8 protein-coding genes are annotated in these 21325 nt (G+C 48.1%); 7 read left to right on the plus strand and 1 reads right to left on the minus strand.

Annotated elements, in window-relative coordinates:
• The first annotated feature begins 415 nt into the window (after positions 1–415).
• The 6 genes from CFREI_RS00655 to CFREI_RS00680 all read left to right on the plus strand — a co-directional run bounded on the left by CFREI_RS00655 (position 416) and on the right by CFREI_RS00680 (position 18691).
• Positions 416–6352: a DUF5979 domain-containing protein gene (locus CFREI_RS00655; protein WP_027011644.1), complete on the plus strand. Its 5937-nt coding sequence runs from the start codon at positions 416–418 to the stop codon at positions 6350–6352.
• 423 nt (positions 6353–6775) lie between these two features.
• On the plus strand, positions 6776–10744 hold the full coding sequence (locus CFREI_RS00660) for a DUF5979 domain-containing protein (protein ID WP_290246106.1): 3969 nt from the start codon (positions 6776–6778) through the stop codon (positions 10742–10744).
• Positions 10745–10906: 162 nt separating this feature from the next.
• On the plus strand, positions 10907–11938 hold the full coding sequence (locus tag CFREI_RS00665; protein ID WP_027011646.1) for an aspartate-semialdehyde dehydrogenase: 1032 nt from the start codon (positions 10907–10909) through the stop codon (positions 11936–11938).
• An 811-nt stretch (positions 11939–12749) separates the two neighbouring features.
• On the plus strand, positions 12750–15083 hold the full coding sequence (locus CFREI_RS00670; protein WP_156907681.1) for an MSCRAMM family protein: 2334 nt from the start codon (positions 12750–12752) through the stop codon (positions 15081–15083).
• A 5-nt stretch (positions 15084–15088) separates the two neighbouring features.
• Positions 15089–16927 carry a SpaH/EbpB family LPXTG-anchored major pilin gene (locus tag CFREI_RS00675; protein WP_027011648.1) on the plus strand — a complete coding sequence of 613 codons (1839 nt, stop codon included), beginning with the start codon at positions 15089–15091 and terminating at the stop codon, positions 16925–16927.
• 93 nt (positions 16928–17020) lie between these two features.
• Positions 17021–18691: a class C sortase gene (locus CFREI_RS00680; RefSeq protein WP_169719121.1), complete on the plus strand. Its 1671-nt coding sequence runs from the start codon at positions 17021–17023 to the stop codon at positions 18689–18691.
• Here CFREI_RS00680 and CFREI_RS00685 read toward each other — a convergent pair.
• Positions 18669–19211: an RNA polymerase sigma factor gene (locus CFREI_RS00685; protein ID WP_027011649.1), complete on the minus strand. Its 543-nt coding sequence runs from the start codon at positions 19209–19211 to the stop codon at positions 18669–18671. The two genes, CFREI_RS00680 and CFREI_RS00685, sit on opposite strands and share 23 nt — an antisense overlap.
• A gap of 187 nt (positions 19212–19398) precedes the next feature.
• On the opposite strand from CFREI_RS00685, the gene CFREI_RS00690 reads away from it, so the two are divergent.
• Positions 19399–20904 carry a catalase gene (locus CFREI_RS00690; protein WP_035111279.1) on the plus strand — a complete coding sequence of 502 codons (1506 nt, stop codon included), beginning with the start codon at positions 19399–19401 and terminating at the stop codon, positions 20902–20904.
• Positions 20905–21325: the final 421 nt, after the last annotated feature.

The following is a 21325-nucleotide window of genomic DNA, read 5'->3' on the forward strand; positions in this document are numbered from 1 at the left end:
TATTTCCTGCTTATGCAAAAGAAATCTAACGTGTGAAATATATTCAGTACTAATTGCATGCTATGAATAAAAATAAGGGGGTAGTTTCGGGGGTATTGATGGAAATATTGTGCAATAGGTGCACACGCTTTTAATCGGCACAGCTTTTTATTAGGAAATCCTGAGTCCCTGCGTGTTTGTGCGTGCTCCAGGGCATTATGAAATTTGATACCTATATTTAATGCTCAAGTAGCATTTATGCAGGTTTATGTATCGGATTGCTACCTATTTGCAGGCAATGCATTGCGTCTTAATGTTAAGTAAAGTGTCCAATGCGCTTAAGTTAATGCCAAGCTATTGCCTTTATTTATTAATGCTTTGCTTAGTGGAAATTTAGGTTTATAGGTGGCTTCAATGATTCAATTAAGGAAAGCTAATGAGTTTTGTATCTAAAGAAGGAAGGGGGGAATCTGTGATACTTATCAAAGGAAAGCAAGTGGCGACAATCGTCGCTGCTTTCTTTGCCGTGATCGCACTCATACTGTCAATGCTTGTAATGGCACCAGCTGCTCACGCGGTGACAGATGAAGATTTGGACGCGACTTCCCAAGAGAGTCCTGAGGGTACCGCTGGAGATGGTGACGGTGCGTCCAGGTCGGTTGCTACCGCTCCCGACCAAGAAAAACAGCCGCCTCTTGGTGATGAACCTAAGTCCCACAATCAGACAAGGGCGTTCAGAAGCCCAGGCTCACCCAAGAACTGGGCAAATGAGTACATTGAGTCGGTTGATGTATACAAATCTGGTAGCGCAACTCCATTGACCAGTCCGCCGGCAAAAGAAGCGGATTTAGTAGCTGGAACCGGAATAGTCTTGCAGATTAACTGGAGTGCTTTAGGTAAAGAACAAGCTGCGCCGGATGATGTGATCCATGTTGAACTACCACAATGGTTGACGCTGTCAAACAATATCAACCAATCTATGGGGAACGTTGGGGCGTGTAAAGGCGTTAGTGGACAACGACAAATTACTTGTACGTTTGTTCAACCACCAGATGGTTATCGCATTGAAAAGGGGTATCTGAAATTTACGGCAACCGCTGTAAAGACGGAGACGGCTCAAGCATTTAAGTTCGGTAATGTCGATGTAGACGCTTACTACTACCACACTGGCCGTAAGAGTGGCCCCGTCAAAGGTGTGGTGTACAATCCGGAAGCTGTTGGCGATGAGGTTAAAAAATCTGGTCAATATTCGTTTGAATACGATGTTAATGGTCAGAAATATAGCCAAATCGTATGGCATATCGTAATTCCCTCAAAAAAGGTCAATGAAATTGTAGATGCTGGTGGTGCCATCGAAATCACGGATACCCTCCAGCCCCTGACGGTTGTTGACCCTGATACGGGTAAAAATGTTGAATTACCTCATTACATCGCCCCTATGGCTCGGGGGCCATATAGCGTTCTTCGCCGTACTGGTGATTCATTGAACAAGGGTACTTGGGCAAATATTTCAGATGACGGCAAGTGTGCTCCAGGTAAAGAGTATGAACAAGCTGGTATTAAATGTGCTGAAAAGATTTACGGAAATGTACGCGATACGTGGCAGAATTTCCCTGGCAACCAAGGCGAAAACGTCGAATTTACTGGCGTAACTCCGGAAGGCAGCTGGGGCAAAGGAAAAACTTTTACTGCACGAGTCGAGAATTTAGTAAGGGATTCCGCATATCGTCTTAGTTTCTTCTCGGTTGTGCCAGCTGATTTATTGAAGCTGCGTAGCGAAGAAAGCCCTAAAGTTCAGAACACTGCACAGGTAAACGGTGTAAATGTTGAAACCAAAGATGGTGTTGCTGTTTATGTGAAGGGTGAGGTTGGTGCATCAATATATCCGAATGCTACTAACTTTGTAATTAAGAAGGAAGTGCTGCCAGACTTCCAGGATTCTGATGTCAAAGAATTCAAACTGCGCTACACCGTCGGGGATAAAACTGAGGAATGTAAAGTCGCACCTGGATCTGATTGTCGGATCGAAAAGGTGTCTCCTACTACCCCGGTGACGATTGAAGAGCTGGCGGTAGAAGGTTCGAAGTTGAAGTGGCAGCCGGGTGTATTTACGCATGTAAACCAAGGCGCCAACAAGACACAAGTTGAAATAAATGGAAATAGGGCAACGATTGCTCAGCCAGCTCCCGGTGAGCGAGTTGTTCTCCTTTTGAGTAATACTTACTCCGATAAGACGGGTTCATTGCAGATTAAAAAGTCTGTTCAAGGTCTGGATAACCCGGATCTTGTCGGTGAAAATGTCCAAGTAGATTACACATGTGTGCCTGCAGGAGAACCGGAAGATTCGGAACCTTCAATTCGTGTGACAGTTCCCACTAATGGTGAAATCAAGGAAATCCCAAACATTCCTGTTGGGTATGAGTGCTACGTTCAAGAAAACGTAAACTCTGGTGAAATCGAAGGCCATCGTATTGCTGTAAAGTATGAGCCGGAGAGCCGCAAGGTCACTATTAAAGAGGGGCAAGGCGAAAACGGCAGCAACTTAGTGACCATTAACAATACCTATACGCTGGAAACAGCGGCGCTGAGTATTAAAAAAGTAATCGCTGGCGAACGCCCGCAGGGCTTGAACGATGACACTGAGTTCACCGTCAAGTATCAGTGCAATGCTGATAGTAAAGATGGAAAGGTTAAGGCTAACCAGCTTGCTGAATTAAAGATCAACGCCAAGGGCGATGTCACTGAGGGGCCTGAGTTCCCGCACCACACGCGTTGTTCCGTAAAAGAAGAAAAGACGGATGCGCCGAAGTTCGAAGATTATGGTTTTACCGCTGATCTGGGTAAGGAAGTTGTGATTGGTAGGGATGCTGATGCAAACACAATCACAGTAACCAATACCTTTAAGAAGGACGAGGCGAAGTTCCGCGTCACTAAAGCAATCTCCGGAGATGCTCAGGATATTGCCGCAGCAAAGACTTACGAGTTCGAGTACACATGTGGTCAAGAAACCGGTAGGTTGCAGGTCACTGGTGCTGGCACGGTCGAGTCTGACAAGGCTTTCCCAGTTGGAACGGAATGCGCTGTACAGGAATTAGGCACAGAGCCAAATGGTGCTGCCCAGATTGAAAACCATATTTTGAATGTGGAGCCAAATGGTGAGCAGCGTTTTGTAGTTGGCAAGGGTGAAAATCCCACGTTTACTAACAACTACACCGTAAAGAAGGCCAAGTTTGCTGTGGTTAAAACAGCAGAAGGTGAGAACGGTAAAGCTCGTGAGTTGACCTACCAGTTCGATTACGTCTGTGGTGGTGTCAATGGGACTGTTAATGCCAAGGCTGATGGCGTGCCGGTGGAATCCGACAATGAATTCCCGGTAGGTACTCGGTGCGATATTACTGAGCGGCATCAACCTGGAATCATCGATGGATATGAAGATGTAACCGAGCCCAGTGCGCGGATGAAGCAAGTTGAAATCGGTGTTGACCAAGTTGTTCGCGCTGAGTTTAAGAATTCATATGCTCGTGAAATGGGCAAGTTCCGTGTAACTAAGAAGGTTGTCAAGGATGCTGAATTGGCTATTCCAGGCGAATTCACAGTTGACTACCGTTGCACCAAGGACGGCGAAGAAGCTAAAGAAGGCACTTTAGTTGTTCCTGCAGATGGTTCGGTTGATTCTGAAGAATTACCGACTGGCTATGCCTGTGTGATTACTGGTGAAAAGGATGACCAAGGTCAAGCCCAAGCTCCTGGTGCAACTTTGGTTACGGAGATCGGTTCTGGCGTAAAGATCGCCAAGGGTAATGTGCCGGAGATTCAGGTAACCAATACCTATAGTAAGGATTTTGGGCAGTTCACCATTACTAAGTCGGTGGTTGATCCAGATGGTATTGCTGAAGGCAAGGTCTTTGAGTTTAACTATGTTTGTACGCCTCCGGAGCATCGCAAGGATGAAACGCCTGTCGAGGGAACGCTCAAGGTAAAGGCTGGCGAAAGTGCTACCTCTCCAAAGATTCCTGCGGAATTTAGCTGCACCATTACTGAAGTTGGTGCTGAGATCACTGACTCCAACTTGGTTACCACTGGCTTGGACAGCAAGCTGGTGATCGAGAAGGACGGTGGCCCAAAGGTTGATGTCGAAAACACGTATTCGCAGTGGAAAGGCACACTGGAGGTTTCTAAGGAGATTTCCGGTTCTGAAGCTGTCAAGAAAGCAGTAGGTGACCACCAGTTCGATGTTTCATACATTTGTATGAAGAACGGAAAGGAAACCAATAAGGGAACACTTAAGGTCAAGGCTGGTGAAACTGTAACTGTTCCAGGCGTCGTAGCGAATTCCGAATGTACGGTGACAGAGAATCCAGATTCCGCTGCTGTTGGAGAACTCCGCTTCGAACCTGGCGCTTCCACTACAAAGGTTGTTGCTTCCAAGATTGTTGCTGATGGTGGTGTCGGTGCAGCCAAGTTGATCAATGCATACGTTGAGCTCGGTAAATTCGCCGTGGCTAAGCGCGTTGAAGGTGTCCACGGTGGAGCTGATGACAAAGAATTCAAGTTCAACTACACCTGTGGTGCTGATTCTGGAATGCTCACCGTTCGTGGTAACGGCACTCCCGTTGGTTCAGACAAGGTATTCCCGGTGGGTACGGAGTGCACCATTACGGAGGACGCTGATTCTGCAACCATTGCAGACCATGCTGACGTAACCCCTGGAGCGGAGCGCGTTAAGAAGGTCACGATTGGTGCTGGCGCCCCAACTATTGTTGGATTCACCAATACATATTCCCGCGATATGGGTAAATTCCAGGTCGCCAAGAAGGTTGTCACTAACGCAGCCGACCTTAAGATTCCTGGCGAGTTTAAAGTTGACTATCGCTGCACCAAGGACGGCGAAGAAGCCAAGGAAGGCACTTTGACTGTTCCGAATAATGGTTCAGTTGAGTCCGAGGAAATGCCTACGGGTTACTCCTGCGTGGTTACTCGTGAGCATGATGCTCAAGCTCCTGGTGCAACTTTGGTTACGGAGATCAGTTCTGGCGTAAAGATCGCCAAGGGAAGTGTCCCTGCTGTTCAGGTGACCAATACTTATAGTAAGAACTTTGGAGAATTCACCATTACTAAGTCGGTGGTTGATCCAGATCGCATCGCCGATGGCAAGGTGTTTGAGTTTAACTATGTTTGTACGCCTCCGGAGCATCGCAAGGATGAAACGCCTGTCGAGGGAACGCTCAAGGTAAAGGCTGGCGAAAGTGCTACCTCTCCAAAGATTCCTGCAGAGTTTAGCTGCACCATTACTGAAGTTGGTGCTGAGATCACTGACTCCAACTTGGTTACCACTGGCTTGGACAGCAAACTGGTGATCGAGACCGATAAGAATGGCAAGGTTGAGGTTGAGAACAAGTACTCGCAATGGAAAGGCACGCTCAAGATCTCCAAGGTGATCATTGGCACCCCTGCTGTTGAAAAGCTCGTGGGAGACCGTGAGTTTGATATTTCGCTGAAGTGTGTCAAGAACGGTCGGACGACCAACGAGGATCGTGTGAAGGTGAAGGTAGGAGAGACCGTCACCGTCAATGGTATTGTCGCTAATTCGGTTTGTACTGTTGAGGAAAATACCGATGCGGTTGACGTCCAAGGCTTGCGCTTCCTTAAGGATTCTTCTATTACGCGTATCGACGCCCCGAAGATCACCGCCGATGGTGGTGTCACTGAGGCACAGATTCAAAACGCGTATGCTGAGCTCGGCCATCTATCAGTAGTGAAGGAAGTCACCGGATTAACTGGAAATGTTGGCCGCATCGATCGCGAATTTGAAATTGTCGCAACCTGGACAGATAACGGTGAGACAGTTGAGAAGGAATTCACGGTTCGTGATGGTGAGGAATTTAAAGATTTCCCACCGTTGCCGGTAGGTACCAAGGTAACTTTGAAGGAAAAGCATCCTGGTAACAACATTGTTCAGCAATGGCGCACGCCGGGCTTTACTAGTGACCGAGTTGGCGCGGTCGTCGATAATCGCGATGGCACTGCTGTGGTTACCATTGTCGGCGATACCCCAGCGGACAAGCCGCTTCAGGTGAAACTGAAGAACACAAGTAACCCACCATGGTGGTGGTTGCTGGCACCGTTCGCAATCCTCGGACTTGGCAATAATGGCAACCAAAATGGTGGACCAAATGACGGTGGTGGAAACCAGAACGGTGGGACCAACCAGAACGGTGGAGCCGGTGATTCATCGAAGTCCGGCACCTCTGCCAAATCCAATGGAGCAACACTTGCAAGGACGGGTGCATCCGTACTCGGGGTACTTGCCCTCGCAGGTTTGGTCACAGCCGCAGGTATCTTTATGGTTCGACGTAGTCGTAAGCAAAATTAGATAGCTACGGTATAAACAATCGAGGCGCCCACGGTTTTCTGTACAGAAACTGTGGGCGTTTCTGCCTAAGATGAGCCTTCTTTAGGCAAAAGCTAATGTCTAGCTTGGGTAAAAATCAGAATTTTTACTCGCATAAATGGTCCTACTGTCTTCATGCCTGCCCAAAGCTCGGGCCTTGAAAAATAACCTTTCCTATTTGCTCAGGGGATTTACTTGATGAAGGTCACTTTCTTAGCAATTCTGTGCGATTAATTTCACCATATTTCCTGAGTTTAGGCAGTGTAAAAGCTGAGTGCTATCTTTGGAGAGAATGTGTACAGCACTCTTCTTGCGTTGTGGGTTTTCCATTGCAGGAACGCAGTATTACAAGGAAAGAAAATGGATAGAATCTTGTGGCGAAGATCGGGAAATGCATTCCCGAGAATGCTCTTCGCGTGTATTGCAGTTTTAGCGGTTGTAGCACAAGCCTTACTAGTTGTTCCAGCTGCTTATGCGGAGATTGACAAGGCAGTCAAGATTTCGAATTTAACGTTGGTCGCTTCTACCCGAAATGATGGCGATAGGCCAGATGAAATTCTGGAAGTGGGGAAGAATGTCGCAAACCTTAAGTTCGATTATGATGCTTCAGGTGCTCGTCTTAGAGAAGGGGATCAATTCTCCATAGGTTTTAATACTGAGCATTTTCGTGGCCTAGACCCAGGTAAAAGCATTGACGTGTCAAGCTCCGATGGCGAAGTGCTTGGAACATGCAGCGTAAAGCTCGAAGAGCTGTTGTGTACGTTTAATCAGCATGCTCAATCCCTGAAAGACAAGGGTAAAACTGGGTTCCATGGCAAAGGCTTTGTCAAACTTGAAGTGCTCAAGGAGTATGAGGGTGCTTCACTGTCGTTTACGGTGAATGGTGACAACGTTGATGTTTCCGTGCCCTTTGGAAAAATACTGGGGCAGAAAACGCAGTACAATGCATATAAGTTCCATAAGGTTGCTACCCCGATTAATGGTGCTTCAAAGAATGTAAATTGGGTCATTAATTTTGGTGGTACTCACATTCAAAATGAGCTACAAAAATCTGGTCGCGACGTTACCTTCGATGGTCAAACTGACCATAGCTTTACTATTGTTGATCGGCTTGGGAGTGGCCAGGAGTTTGACCCTAACCTAGCAGCATGGAAATTGCTTTTTACCGCTGATAAGAACTCAGTAGAGCAAGTTCTATTAACCAATGGCGATAATTCAAAGCAGTCCGATGCATTGGGGCGCTTTACAATGGCAGTGGATATTCAAGGCCAGGAAGCGAAAGTCACTGTAACCGGACCATTTAAAACGGATACCAATTACCGCCTTGTACCGGCTACGAGGTTTAAGGATGGTGTAAAAAAGGGCTACCACTATAAAAATGCCGCAGTGGTAGAAGGAACTAACGTATCTTCTGAAGCACAAGCAATTTATAACGACCTAGCTCGAGTAGATATTGCTTACGGTCCTGGTTATGGCGCTTTTCATCTTCGCAAAGAAGTGGCGGGAGAAAACGGCGACCAAATCAATCCAGACACCGTATTCCCTGTGAATGGGGTATACAAATTGCCCACAGGCACAACAGCACGTGATTTTCCCGGATGGAAGCAAGTTGGCGAACTGAATGCTGATCAAACAGGTGGCACATTCACAATTGATACAAGAATTGGCACCGTAGTTCCTGGCGTTATTTTGCCGATTGATTCGACTGTGACTCTTTCGGAAGACCCAACCAAATCCAAGCCAGAAAACCAATTAGCATGGGAATCCCCAACATTTAGCTCCACGCAGAATGGTGAATTTGTTATCCGAAATGGCGAGCAGCCAGAAATCGTTGTGAAAAACACGGTGAAAAGTGCTCCTCGTGGCAAGTTCAGTATTGCTAAAAGGGTTGAAGCGGATATTGCACTTCCGCCAACGGTGCGTGAAAAGACCTTTACATTCGAATATAAATGCGGTGAGGCGGAGCCACGGCGTTTACGAGTAAAAGGCAATGAGGAAGCCGTTACCGTCACAGAGGATATTCCTGCGGGGACCGTATGTCAGGTAAAGGAATTGGATCTTGATGTAGATATTCCAGGGTTCGCACCTCGTGAATTAGCAAAAGAACAAAGTGTAACCATCGAGGCTGCAAAGACAACACCGTTGGTATTTACTAATTCATATGTAGAAGCCCGCGGAACCTTTAGCATCGCGAAAAAGGTTGTTGGCAATGATGCCGCCCTTAACCAACGGTTTGAATTCACATACACTTGTGTAACCCCTGGTGAACAAGAACCAAAGACCGGCAAGCTTACTGCTTCGCATGGGGTAGATTCAGACTTTTCGGCACATTTCCCGGCAGGAACTTCCTGCACAATTTCGGAAACCCCGGTTCCGGCGCCAGAAGGCTATCAGGTTTCAACGTCGATTGAGCCGTCAACGCTCGTGATTGAACATCGTAGGAATCTGAAATTTACGGTAACGAACACCTACGCCAAGACTCCTGGAACGTTTAGCATTACCAAAGAGGTACTGGGCGTCGATACCTTCCAAAAGGAAGACTTCACCTTTGAATATAAATGCTCCGACAATGCCACCGGAACATTGCGTGTCAAAGGTGACGGTGTAGAAAAGGCAACCTCAGCCCCAATATCCGACGGTGCTACCTGTGAAATTCGGGAATTAAACGCTCAGCGTGACGGATACACAGTGACCACGGAAATCTCACAACCTACCGTGACTATTGCCGGTAGTAAAGACATTGCCGTGAAGGCAAAGAACACATATGTTCAAGATCTTGGTACATTCACTGTGGCTAAAAAAACCGCTGGTGGGTTTGAAAGTGACTCCTTTGCTATTGAGTATCGTTGCGGTGATAAAACCGGTGAACTTTCTGTACCGGCAAATGGTGCTCCAGTACAGGGGCCTTCGTTCCCAGTGGGCACCAAGTGTGAGATTTCTGAATCTGAGGTAGAAGCAAAACGTCCCGGTTATTCAGTAGCAACTGTTATTGATGCGCCAACCTTTACTATTGCTAAAGGTGTAGCGCAGGCGGTCGTAGTTACTAATACCTATACGGCGCTTTCTGGTAGCTTCCAGATTTCTAAAAACGTATCTGGCAATGCTGCAGCACTAGCACCAAAAACATTTGAATTCGAATATACGTGTACACCAGATGCTGCTGGTGGGGAGACAATAGTTCGTAAAGTTTCTGTTGATGCTGGTGGTACCGCCACAATTTCTGATATTCCCGCCGGAAGTTGCCAAATCAAAGAGCTTCCGCAAAGTCCGATTGATAACGTGGAAATTTCCACTAAGTTGGAGGTCGATGGAGTGGCGGCGCCAAATGGCATAGCCACAGTGACTATCGACGGCGCGGAACCGGCGACTCCCGTAGCCGTTGCGGCCACCAATACTTATTCAACAACCTTTGGAAAGCTAGCGGTACGGAAGACGCTTTCCGGTGATATCACCGAAGACATGAAGCAACGCATGTTCACCTTCCTTTACACATGCACCGATCCTCTGAATCCCGCAGCGGAAAAGCCAGCAGCGCAACCAATCCAGGTTCCTGGTGACGGTGCCGCTGTAGAGGTTGACCGAGAATTTGCGGCTGGCGCTGTTTGTGATGTCACAGAATTGGTGCAATCTGCAAAATTTGATGGATATACCCATATTCCACCTGTGGGCCAATCCGTCACTATTGTTGGTGGCGGAACTCAAGAGGTGGCATTAAACAATGCCTATACTCGTGATGCGGGTTCACTTGCAGTGGTGAAAAAGGTCGCCGGCATTATTGAACAAGATGCTATTCCAGCTACCTTTGCCTTTACATACGAATGTTCGGACGGAGTAAACGGAACTGTAGATGTGCCTGGTGACGGTAAGCCAGTTATTGCTCGTGGCTCCGTACTCACTGGAACGCAATGCGTAGTGCGGGAAAATATTGATGCTGCGATTGTTCCTGGCTATGAATTACAGCCTCCAATGCCGGTGAATGTTCTAGTGGAAAGCAACGGCGAAGCAGCGATTGCGGAATTGGTAAATACCTACCATAAAAGCGATGCTCCACAGCCTGGGCCTACACCGGAGCCGCCTACTCGAGGTGGATCACTAGCTCCTTGGTTGATCCTTGGCGGCCTTTTCGGCAGCCTCGGGTCTTCGGGTTCCGCAGGTTCCTCTTCTTCGCATTCTGGATCCGTTCAGCCATCGAACACTCAGCAAGCTTCGCCCAATGCGCAACCTAAATCGGAGCAGCACGCACAGTCCAATGCGAATACGCAAAGTAAGAAAACACTGGCAGAAACCGGTGCATCGGTCTTTGGTATTGCACTGATTGCCATTGTGGCAATTCTCGGCGGGCTCCTGCTTCTTCGTCGCGGACGTAAGCAGTAACGCACACAAGGCATTTATAAAGAGAGCCTAGGCGTTGAAAGCCCTCATAAGAAACGAATCTTGTGAGGGCTTTTTCTTATATTCAGCGTTGTCTTCGCAGGTAGTTCGGTGTTAGGATCGTGGCACGCTTCGTGTTTCGGGGCATTAGGATGAAAGGGTGCCATGACCACTGTTGCTGTTGTGGGTGCTACGGGCCAGGTTGGTCGCGTAATGCGTTCCATTTTGGAAGAACGTAATTTCCCATTGGATCAAATTCGGTTTTTTGCTTCTTCGCGTTCTGCGGGTTCAACATTGATGTTCCGTGGCGAAGATATTGTTGTCGAGGATCTTGCACAGGTTACTGAAGAAAACCTCAAGGGCATTGATATTGCGCTATTTTCGGCTGGGGGTTCTACCTCAAAGCAGTATGCGCCTGTGTTCGCTGCTGCTGGCGCAACTGTGGTGGATAATTCTTCTGCCTGGCGGAAGGATCCGGAAGTTCCTTTAATTGTTTCTGAGGTAAATCCGCAGGATAAAGAAAAGGTAACCAAGGGAATTATTGCGAACCCGAATTGTACGACCATGGCAGCAATGCCGGTTCTGAAACCACTACATGACGTGGCTGGTTTGGTACGTTTGCATGTTGCTTCATACCAGGCGGTATCAGGTTCTGGTTTGGCAGGTGTGGATACGCTGGCTAAGCAGGTAGCGGAAATTGGTGACCGTAATATCGAACTCACTCACGATGGTTCGGTATTAAATCCATCTGATTTCGGCCCCTATGTTGCTCCTATTGCCTTTAATGCTCTGCCACTCGCGGGTGCAATGGTTGATGATGGATCGTTGGAGACTGATGAGGAGCAAAAACTCCGCAACGAGTCGCGCAAGATTCTTGGTATTCCAGAACTTCGGGTTGCTGGTACTTGTGTTCGTGTTCCGGTGTTTACTGGACATACTATGGTGGTGCACGCGGAGTTCGAACGCCCAATCACAGTTGCTCAAGCCCAGCAGGCGCTTAGCGACGCCCCAGGCGTCACCGTAGTAGATGTACCTACGCCGCTTGCCGCAGCTGGCCGCGATGATTCCCTTGTTGGACGTATCCGCCAAGACCAGTCCATCGATGATAATAAAGGACTCGTATTCGTTGTCTCAGGCGATAACTTGCGTAAAGGTGCCGCTCTAAATACTGTCCAGATTGCTGAATTGCTAGTGTAACTTCAGGTATCCAAGGCTCCTCATTTCCTCGGCGGAAGTGGGGAGCCTTTTTGCTGGGGAAATCGTAAAGACTTCGACTCCCGCTATATAAGCAAATGCTAAGTAGCTGAATAAGTAAATATAAAGAATAATAAGACCGGAAATAAGGTGTGACATAACAGAGTTGGGGGATTGATTAATGGTGTTCCAGCCTCCTGAATCTTCCTGAAAGCAGCTGCTGAAGTGCAGAGTCATCTGACGTGTTCGAAGGTTAACTTAGATGGCGGATGCGGTCAGACCAGGCATGTCTCAAGCTTGTCATGTCTGGTTTGATTCCCCCTGATTTTTACCCCTGTGATTACTTCGTATATATAAACTTCAGGGAAAAGGGGAGAACATTAAGTAACGCTTAGTCTTTTATCACGTAATCATCAACACGTTTTGGTTTAGTGGCGAACAAGATTACTTATATAACGCTACCCACCAGCAGTTTTGCTGGATCTTCTTGTTTGATTTTGTCGAATTTAAAACTTAGGTAGCCCATAACTCTTGCAATATTTGCAAATGAAAGCCTAAGCGTAGCATATGTGTTGAGGAGTCTGATGTAATTTTGGCATGAAAATCATGCCCGCTATCTTGCCACCTTCAGGCGTGCTAGCTTCAGCTCTATAGGACGCACTTGCTTCATAGGGTTTATTAATTTTCTCTTAAAAGCTGTACGCAAGATAAGAGTTTGAAAGGGGTTACTATGCCAAGCCGTTGGTCGTGTGCATTAGCATTCTGCCCCTTGCTCTTGTGGCTGCGTTTGTGGGTATTCAGGATTGCAGTCGGTATGGCTATAGTGTTTTTACCTGCACTAACAGTGGTTTCTGCGGCGCATGCTATGGAGAAAAATCCAGTACAAAATAGTGGTGAAACTAATGTTCGAGAAACTGCTTCTCAAATATTAGGAAATTCCGAAACAGCATCGGTTGATCAAACGGCAGGCACCTTACTATTGCAAGAATTCCGCCCTGGATTTGGTGGGTTTGATGTTTCTTTGGACGCCGTTAAAGAAACATCAGATCTTGTTCGAAGTGAACTAACATTTCGTGTGCTAATAAATTACACACTGCCAGAAGATTATATTTCGGAAAAATATTTTGGGTGGACACCTCCTGGAAAAATAGACCAGGATAATCGACGTGGCTCTACTCTTCTCACTCTTGATTTTGAAGAAACAGTTGATTCGCCAGAATTTCCAGATGGCACCCGAATTGAGCTTGAACTTGAATCGAACTCGTGGGTGAAGATTCCGTTTGAGCCATCAGTATTTGAGATTAAAGATCAACAAGTACGTGAGGTGATCGGAAGCGTCTCCCTTGAACAACGAGAGTTGCCTTTCACGGTCTCACTGTTGGCCAAAGGATCACATGGCGCGCCGGAAGAAAAGTTCGATTTTGAGTATTTCTGCCATACGGACGAAGGCGTCCGGAAAGGTCAAGCGAAAATTCCTGGGGATGGAACGATCGTACCCTCGACAGAGAAATTTTTAATCGGCACTGAGTGCGAGATTGCGCTTAGAGACAATGTTCCGGGAGCCGGAGAATTACCGAGCCAAAAGCTCATTATTGGTGAAAAAACTGAAGCCCCAGATGTCTCATTTGAGATCGACTTTGAAAATGCAAATAGCCTGAAAGCTGCCAAATTTCCCCTTGACCAGCGGGGCGTCGTTACGCAAATCGGTGCGGAGGGTATTGGAGAATTTCAGGCTCGGTATCGCATTGATCTCACCAACACCAATAAAACGCCACAGCGGCCTGAAGGCGTATTCGTCGACGAACTTGCGTTTCCCGCAGGTACGACAATTCGCTCTGTAGAGTTTCGCAATACTCCAGACGGAACCCCGCTAAACGGAATTACTAGTGATCCGGTAGAAGAACGCGATTCGATTGTGTACCGGCGTAGCCAAATCCCTGGCAGTGTGCTTGGGGAATTTCTCCCAGGAGAAAAGAAAAGCTTGTTTGTCACAGTGGATGCGCAGATTCATAAAGATGCTTTATATAAGCGCGAATTGTTTACGTGTATTGGCCCCGATCCAAACGCCCAAGAGGCTCAAACCCCAAGTGGTTTGCAAAATTCATTCATGGTGCCCGAGGAATTCAATGATCTTGACGGCACAGATAATAACCACGCTTGCATTAACCTGGTGATTCCCCAGGTCAGTGTGGAACACACACCTCGTCCCGGAAAGCCAGTCAATGTACTTCCTAATGGTTCAGGCCAACTTGAGTACCGAATTCATCTACGGAATACCGAGCGTTGGGCTGAGGCAACGGTTCAAATGCTCAAAGAGAAGGTCATGCTTGGGGAAATTCAAGCAACCGGGAATGCCGAGATTACAACGCAAGCCGAAAGTGGAGTTGTGGTTTCCAATGTGCGTAAAACTATTGAGCCAGCTGCACTAGGTGAAGAAATTGTAATTGCTGAGAGGATTACATTGCCACCGCGGACGGCAGTGGCCTTTGTAATAAAGGTTCCAATCACGGCCGACATTCCCCGAGAAAGCACTAAGGTCTGGGAACGATTAGGAAGCTGCTACCGAAATGACCAAGGTGGATTCGTTGGTGGTGTACAAAGTTCGGTTTCCGCACCATTTGATGCGGATGGTCCTGAAAACAATGTGGCCTGCATTCCTGTGCAACCACCAGACCTGCCAACACTTCAATTTAGCAAAATTGATCATAAAGGTAGAGCACTATCTGGCGCGGAATTCACAATCTATCCAGATAACAAAGGCGAACCAAGTTGTGTGCCTGTAACCGGGGCGAACCCAATACCAACACATCCAGAGCATCCTGAACGCGCAAACATTACGTTACTACCAGGTGTGTACCACTTGGTGGAAACAAAGGCGCCAAAATCACACAGCCTACTTGCTCGCCCTGTGGCATTCCGAATCACCCTAAATGATGACGGAACTAGATATGAAATCAAACTTGTTTCGGAATCTGACGACTATGTGGTGAATGCCACGGGCTTAGAACTCCAAATTAAAAACACACTTTCCGGAAAATTGCCCGACTCAGGCTCACATGGCCCGTTTCTCCAGATAACTGCCGGATTGCTCGTGATTAGTAGCGGCGCTTTTGCGCTGCAACGCAGACATATTTCAAACAGAAAGTAATCGATATGCGCCAATTTAAAACAAAGTTTCGGCATCGTGCCGGCCCGATCCTTGGCGTAATGGCTCCACGCCATAGGACACAACAATTGAATACTTCTCTCCTTTCTTCTCTTCTCCTCCAATCCTTGTTCTTTCAGAAAGGTATGCAAATGCGTACTTCTATGCGTCATGCTGCGACTGCAGCAATCGTAGGCCTTGTACTCTCCGTTAGCGTCGTGGGTGCCCCAGCGGCGCTCGCTCAACTGCCAGCTGCACCTGGTCCTGTGAATGCTGCAACAATTACTCAAGATTCCGGTAGCATCACCATTCACAAGCGCCTTAATCCCGAGAACTATGGGACAGAACCAACCGGTACGATCAACGATGCTTCGACTGCAAGTGGTCAACCTGTAGAAGGTATCAAGTTCGAAATTCGTAAACTCACAGGTTTGGGCAACGGCAAGCTTGTTGATGTTCGATCCAATGAGGGCTACGCAAATGCGGCGGAATTTGCTAAGGAATTCGCGAATGCTGCTGATAAAAACGCTTTTTTGGATCAGCATGCCGAGTTTGATGCTGGTGTCGAGGGCGTGACCAATGGTGATGGTCAAGTACAGTTCGGTAATCTACAGCTCGGTGTTTACCTGGTTAGTGAATTGCCGGTGGAAGACAAATCCGGTGTGAAGGTAAACGGTGAAGTGGTTGAAGGTGTGATTACACCATCTGCACCATTCCTGGTTTTCCTGCCGATGACCATGCCAGATAACCGCGATGCCTGGAACTATGACGTTCACGCTGTTCCAAAAAACACCAGCGTTGGGATTACCAAATCGGTTGATGACTATAAGGATGATCGTGCGCTTCATGCGGGCGATGTTTTGACCTACGAAATCAAAACTGATATTCCACGTTTAGAGCCGGGGCGCAAGCTGCAAAACTACATGATTAAGGACACCCTTCCAAAGGAAGTGGAATTCACCAATGAAAACAAAGCAAATGCAATTGTTCGCATTGAAGATGAGCAACTTCAGGCTGGCGTGGATTATGTAATCGAACAACCAAGCCCTCAGGTTGTGCCAATTTTCTTTACCGAAGCCGGTTTGGAGAAACTGTCTGCTCACGGCGGTAAAAAGGTAACTGTCCAACTGCCTGCAACCATCTTGGCGCCAGAAGTAATTGAAGCTGATCCAGAAGATAATCCAGCTGAATTGGGCAATGATGGAACTGATAATAATGATGGTCTCGCCCACAACCGTGCGGTATTGACCTTTACCAATGACAGTGGTGTGGAAAGCTCCATCGAATCGAATGTGGTGAAATCACGTTGGGGTAACCTGCAGGTTCTTAAGACAGGCGCGAAGATCACCGACGGTAAGGAAGGTGAACCGGTAGCATTGGCGGGCGCAAAGTTTGAGCTCTACCGTTGTGATGCTGCCGGAACTGCAATTGGTGAAAAGCTCACTGTTGGCAATGAAAGCGAATGGACTTCAAACAATGAAGGGCTCATTACTATTAAGGGCCTTCAAGCAACCGATGTTCAGGACGGTGCCATGGTTGATGCAGCCAATGCACAAAAGTACTGCCTCAAGGAAACCCAAGCGCCTGAAGGCTATGAATTGTCACCACAAATGCATGTAGTTGACTTTAAAGAAGCTGATATTGATAACACGGATCCGGTTACTCTGTCTGGAATTACCGTAAATAATGACCGCATTACTCAGACCACCGAGGTTATTAACCTAACCAAGCGCTCCAGCTTCCTGCCGAATACCGGTGGTGCAGGTATCGGAATCCTAATGGCGGTAGGCGCACTTATTATCGGTGCTGGTGTATGGGCTGCAAAGCGGATGAGCCGCAAAGCCTAAACCATACGCGGCGTCGAAAAGCGCCAGAAGGGTTAGCGGGGAGCCCTCACACTTCCCCGCAGCATAACAACAAACCAAGGAGTTGAATTGGCAATGCACCGCTATTCAATGGTTACGGTGAAAACTCCGCCTGAGGGTGAGGAAAAACCGCAAGTAAGAATCCGGCGGATGGCATTGCCAATTTTCATTATCTTTATTGGAATGGGCGTGCTGCTCTACCCAGTTATTGCAACGCAATGGAACAATATTCAGCAGCAAAAAGTAGCTGATGATTATTCCCAATTCGTGCAAGAACAACCCGAAGAAGTACGAAATGAAATCTTCGATGCGGCACTCCGATACAATACTGAAAAGCAAGGAAGCCCAATTCTGGACCCCTGGCTTGCGGATGTCACAGAAGATAACCCGCAATATCAGGAATATATGCAGCACCTCAAAACAAATGGGGCAATGGCGCAAATTGTGGTTCCAAAAGCAAAAGTAAAACTACCCGTGTACCACGGTAGCGATGAAAAAGTCCTGGAAAAAGGCGTCGGTCATCTTTTTGGAACAAGTCTTCCGGTGGGAGGCGAATCTACACACGCTGTACTTACAGGACACACCGGCCTGGCCAATGCAACACTTTTTGACAACTTAACTGATGTACGCGAAGGTGATGCGATTTACCTTTATGTCTTTGGAAAATCCTTGAAATATGAGGTAGACCAGCTGGAAGTAGTACTCCCACACGAAGTAGAACATTTAGCTGTTATAGAAGGGCAAGACCTGGTCACCCTTATCACCTGCACTCCATACGGCATTAACTCGCACCGGCTTCTTGTGCGAGGGCATCGCGTACCGCTAGACCCTGGTGAAGAGGCAATTGCTGAAGGGCAGAGGGGACTTATCTGGCAATGGTGGATGATTGCAGCCTTGGCGGTATGCACGCTTGTATGCGTGCTTATTGTGGTGTGGATATGGCGGCTTATTCGGCGGAATCGGGCGGTCCAGCGAAATACGGCCACGCAGGGAATTGTTATTGCGGTCTTGCTTTTTAGTACATTGCTGTATTCCTACGATGGAATACCAACCGCGAAAGCAGATGAAAAAACCGTAGTGGGAAACATATCGTTTTTAGATCCTTCCACGATTGAATCCTCGCAAACGGGTGAAATTACTCTGATAAAAAACACGACCATTGGAAAAACATCTCAGCCAATTCCCGATGCATACTTTACTGCGAAACGCATTGCAGGTATTGATGTCACAACATCAGCTGGTTGGGAATTGGCAAAACAATATACTGTTGCGCAAGCCGAATACGCGGAAACGGATTACACTGCGGCCGCTATAACTAATGAATACGGTGAAGCAACACTAACCGGGCTGCCAATTGGTTTGTATTTTATTAAGGAACAGGATTCCGGTAGCCAACGATACGGCAAAGTAACCGCAATGCCATTTCTTATTACACTGCCAACGGGCAATATCACAGGTACCAAGTGGGAATATGCAACGCGTATTTCGTTAAAAACAATGCGCGATAGTACGACCGATAAACTTACCAGCACACGGACTAAAGAACCTACCGTAGTGCCTACCTACGAAACTCCTAATAGACAAGCAAGTGGAAACACGGGTGATCGTGGTGTTGCCGCAGGAGCATTGGCCGAGACCGGCGCAAATGTCTGGGGGCTAGTCGCGCTTGTGATGGGCTGTGTAATTTTGGGAATTGCATTGCGGTCTGGAATAGCACACTGGGTTAGTCATGCGTGGCGGCGATAATATCGGCGCGGGCGCGCGCAACACGTGATCGAATCGTGCCAACCCTAACGCCTGCGATTTTCGCAGCCTCATCATAGGTATAGCCCAATACTTGGGTGAGTATTAAGGCTTCACGGCGATCTGGAGAAAGTTGGTCTATAAGAATCCGGGCGTCAATCCATTCCGCCCATGAGTTCGAGGTTGCTGAAGATGCGCGGGCGTCTTCGTACTCAGTGGCGGATTTCCGGGGGCGAGCCAAATCGTGGCGAATATTGTCTACCCACACCCTGCGGGCGAGCGATAAAATCCATGTGCGTGCTGATGATCGAGCGGCGAATCGGGGAAGGGCGCTAATCACTCGAAGGTAGGTTTCCTGGGTAAGGTCATCGGCGATTTCGCGGCCGCCAAGATGCGCTAATAAACGCCAAACATCCGTTTGGGTAGCTTGAATGAATTCCGTGAGTGCGTCACGGTCGCCTCTGCCAGCGCGGATGGCTAGGTCGGTGACGTGGGCGTCGTCACGCGGGGTAGAGGAATTCACAACGGTTAAGGATACCAGCGTTTTTGTGCTTCTCGACGCCGCGCAGCCCGCTGAGTCGCGCATTTGTGGCTGTTTGCCTGCGGTTTTTAGATTAATAGGTGATTACCTATTAATATGGCGATTTCTTGCAGGTTTTACGTATGGAATGTATGCTTATTGCACCAGCCCATTTTGAAAGGAAATTCCAATGACTGACGTAGCTTCGCGCGGCCTTTGCCCGGTTGCTCACGGCTCATCCACGGGTCTTAATGGAGCACCTGTAGCCAGCGAGAACCACTCCATCACCCAGGGTCAGCAAGGCACCGTTGCGCTGCATGATTTCCATCTTATTGAAAAGCTTGCCCACTTTAACCGGGAGCGCGTTCCGGAGCGTGTTGTGCATGCCAAAGGTTCCGGTGCTTTTGGTGAGTTCCATGTAACCGAAGATGTTTCCGCATACACATGTGCAGCTCTTTTCCAGCCAAATGTGACCACCCCACTTTTGGTTCGCTTCTCCACTGTTGCTGGCGAGCAGGGCAGCCCTGACTCCTGGCGCGACGTCCGCGGATTCGCTATTAAGTTCTATACCACCGAGGGTAACTACGATATCGTGGGCAATAACACCCCGATCTTCTTTATCCGCGATGGTATTAAATTCCCTGACTTTATCCATTCCCAAAAGCGTCTTCCTCATACCGGTCTGCGTGACGCCAATATGCAGTGGGATTTCTGGACCCGCAGCCCAGAAAGCGCACACCAAGTTACCTACCTTATGGGTGATCGTGGTATTCCAAAGACCTTCCGCCATATGGATGGATTTGGTTCCCACACCTACCAGTGGATCAATGAAGCTGGTGAGCGTTTCTGGGTGAAGTACCACTTTAAGACCCGCCAAGGTTGGGAATATTACACCGACGAAGAAGCCGCAAAGATTACTGGTGAAAACGCTGATTCCTCGCGCTCCGACCTTTGGGACGCTATTGAACGCGGCGATTACCCAGTGTGGGACTTCTATGTCCAGATTATGCCTGTCGCTGAGGCAGAGAACTACCGCTGGAACCCATTCGACCTGACCAAGACCTGGTCCCACAAAGATTACCCACTGGTCAAGGTTGGTCACTTTGAGCTTAACCGCAACCCAGAGAACTTCTTCGCTCAAATCGAGCAGGCTGCATTTGCGCCTTCCAACCTGGTACGCGGTGTTGGCTTCTCCCCAGACAAAATGCTCATCGCCCGCGGTTTTGCCTATGCAGACGCTCACCGCTACCGCATTGGCGCCAACCATGAGCAGGTTCCAGTAAACCAGCCAGTATGCCCGGTAAACTCCTACGCGCAAGATGGCGCAATGACCTACCAATTCCGTGGCGCAGAACCTGTGTATTCTCCGAACGGCTTTGGGCGTGAAGCAGGCTACAACGACTCCGGCAATACCGTTACCGTGGGCACCGCAGGCGATTTGGGCCTTTGGGATACCCACGGCAATGATTTCACCCGTGGCGCCTACGTTCAGCACCCCGAAGACGATGACTTTATCCAGGCCGGGCAGCTCGTCCGCAATGTGCTTGACGACGCCGCTCGCGAACGCCTCGCAGGCAATATTGCGCGCGCAATGTCCGGCGTTTCCCCTGAGATTGAAGCTCGCGTCTACGAGTACTGGACCAATGTAGACCCATGGCTCGGCGGACGTGTCCGCGAACTGTTTACCAGCAAGTAATACTTTTTGGTGCTAATAACCCGGCAGCCTCTGGACGCAGCTGCCGGGTTATTTTTGTTTTTCTGGGCCAAAAGAAGAGTCCCAAGGCGATTATTAAGCCGAGTAGTAGATAAAGACCGAACTCGATCGGTCCAATATTTAATCCAGTTAGCTCAACGATAAAAGGAAGTAGTGCGTACCAGATCACGGCAAATAATACTACGGGAACTAACTTCTTTAGCATCACGGACCTTCTCACATTTGGATCGATTTACTTCTTAGCATTATCGGTGCGGAATTGGTTACCACCGCGACGACACAGCCAATTTTAAAGGAATTTTATATGAAAAATTTCCTATATTGATATGTCATTTTTCACGTTTTGCGAGTGGTAGGGACCTTGCTATAGGTGCCAGTTTCCTATTCTCACTACAATGGCAGC

Source organism: Corynebacterium freiburgense, from assembly GCF_030408815.1.
Classification (GTDB): Bacteria; Actinomycetota; Actinomycetes; order Mycobacteriales; family Mycobacteriaceae; genus Corynebacterium; species Corynebacterium freiburgense.

Excerpts from the sequence above, each read along its gene's own strand:
- CFREI_RS00655 (WP_027011644.1), top strand. The coding sequence starts at position 416 with ATGAGTTTTGTATCTAAAGAAGGAAGGGGGGAATCTGTGATACTTATC.
- CFREI_RS00660 (WP_290246106.1), top strand. The coding sequence starts at position 6,776 with ATGCTCTTCGCGTGTATTGCAGTTTTAGCGGTTGTAGCACAAGCCTTA.
- CFREI_RS00665 (WP_027011646.1), top strand. The coding sequence starts at position 10,907 with ATGACCACTGTTGCTGTTGTGGGTGCTACGGGCCAGGTTGGTCGCGTA.
- CFREI_RS00670 (WP_156907681.1), top strand. The coding sequence starts at position 12,750 with ATGGCTATAGTGTTTTTACCTGCACTAACAGTGGTTTCTGCGGCGCAT.
- CFREI_RS00675 (WP_027011648.1), top strand. The coding sequence starts at position 15,089 with ATGCGCCAATTTAAAACAAAGTTTCGGCATCGTGCCGGCCCGATCCTT.
- CFREI_RS00680 (WP_169719121.1), top strand. The coding sequence starts at position 17,021 with ATGCACCGCTATTCAATGGTTACGGTGAAAACTCCGCCTGAGGGTGAG.
- CFREI_RS00690 (WP_035111279.1), top strand. The coding sequence starts at position 19,399 with ATGACTGACGTAGCTTCGCGCGGCCTTTGCCCGGTTGCTCACGGCTCA.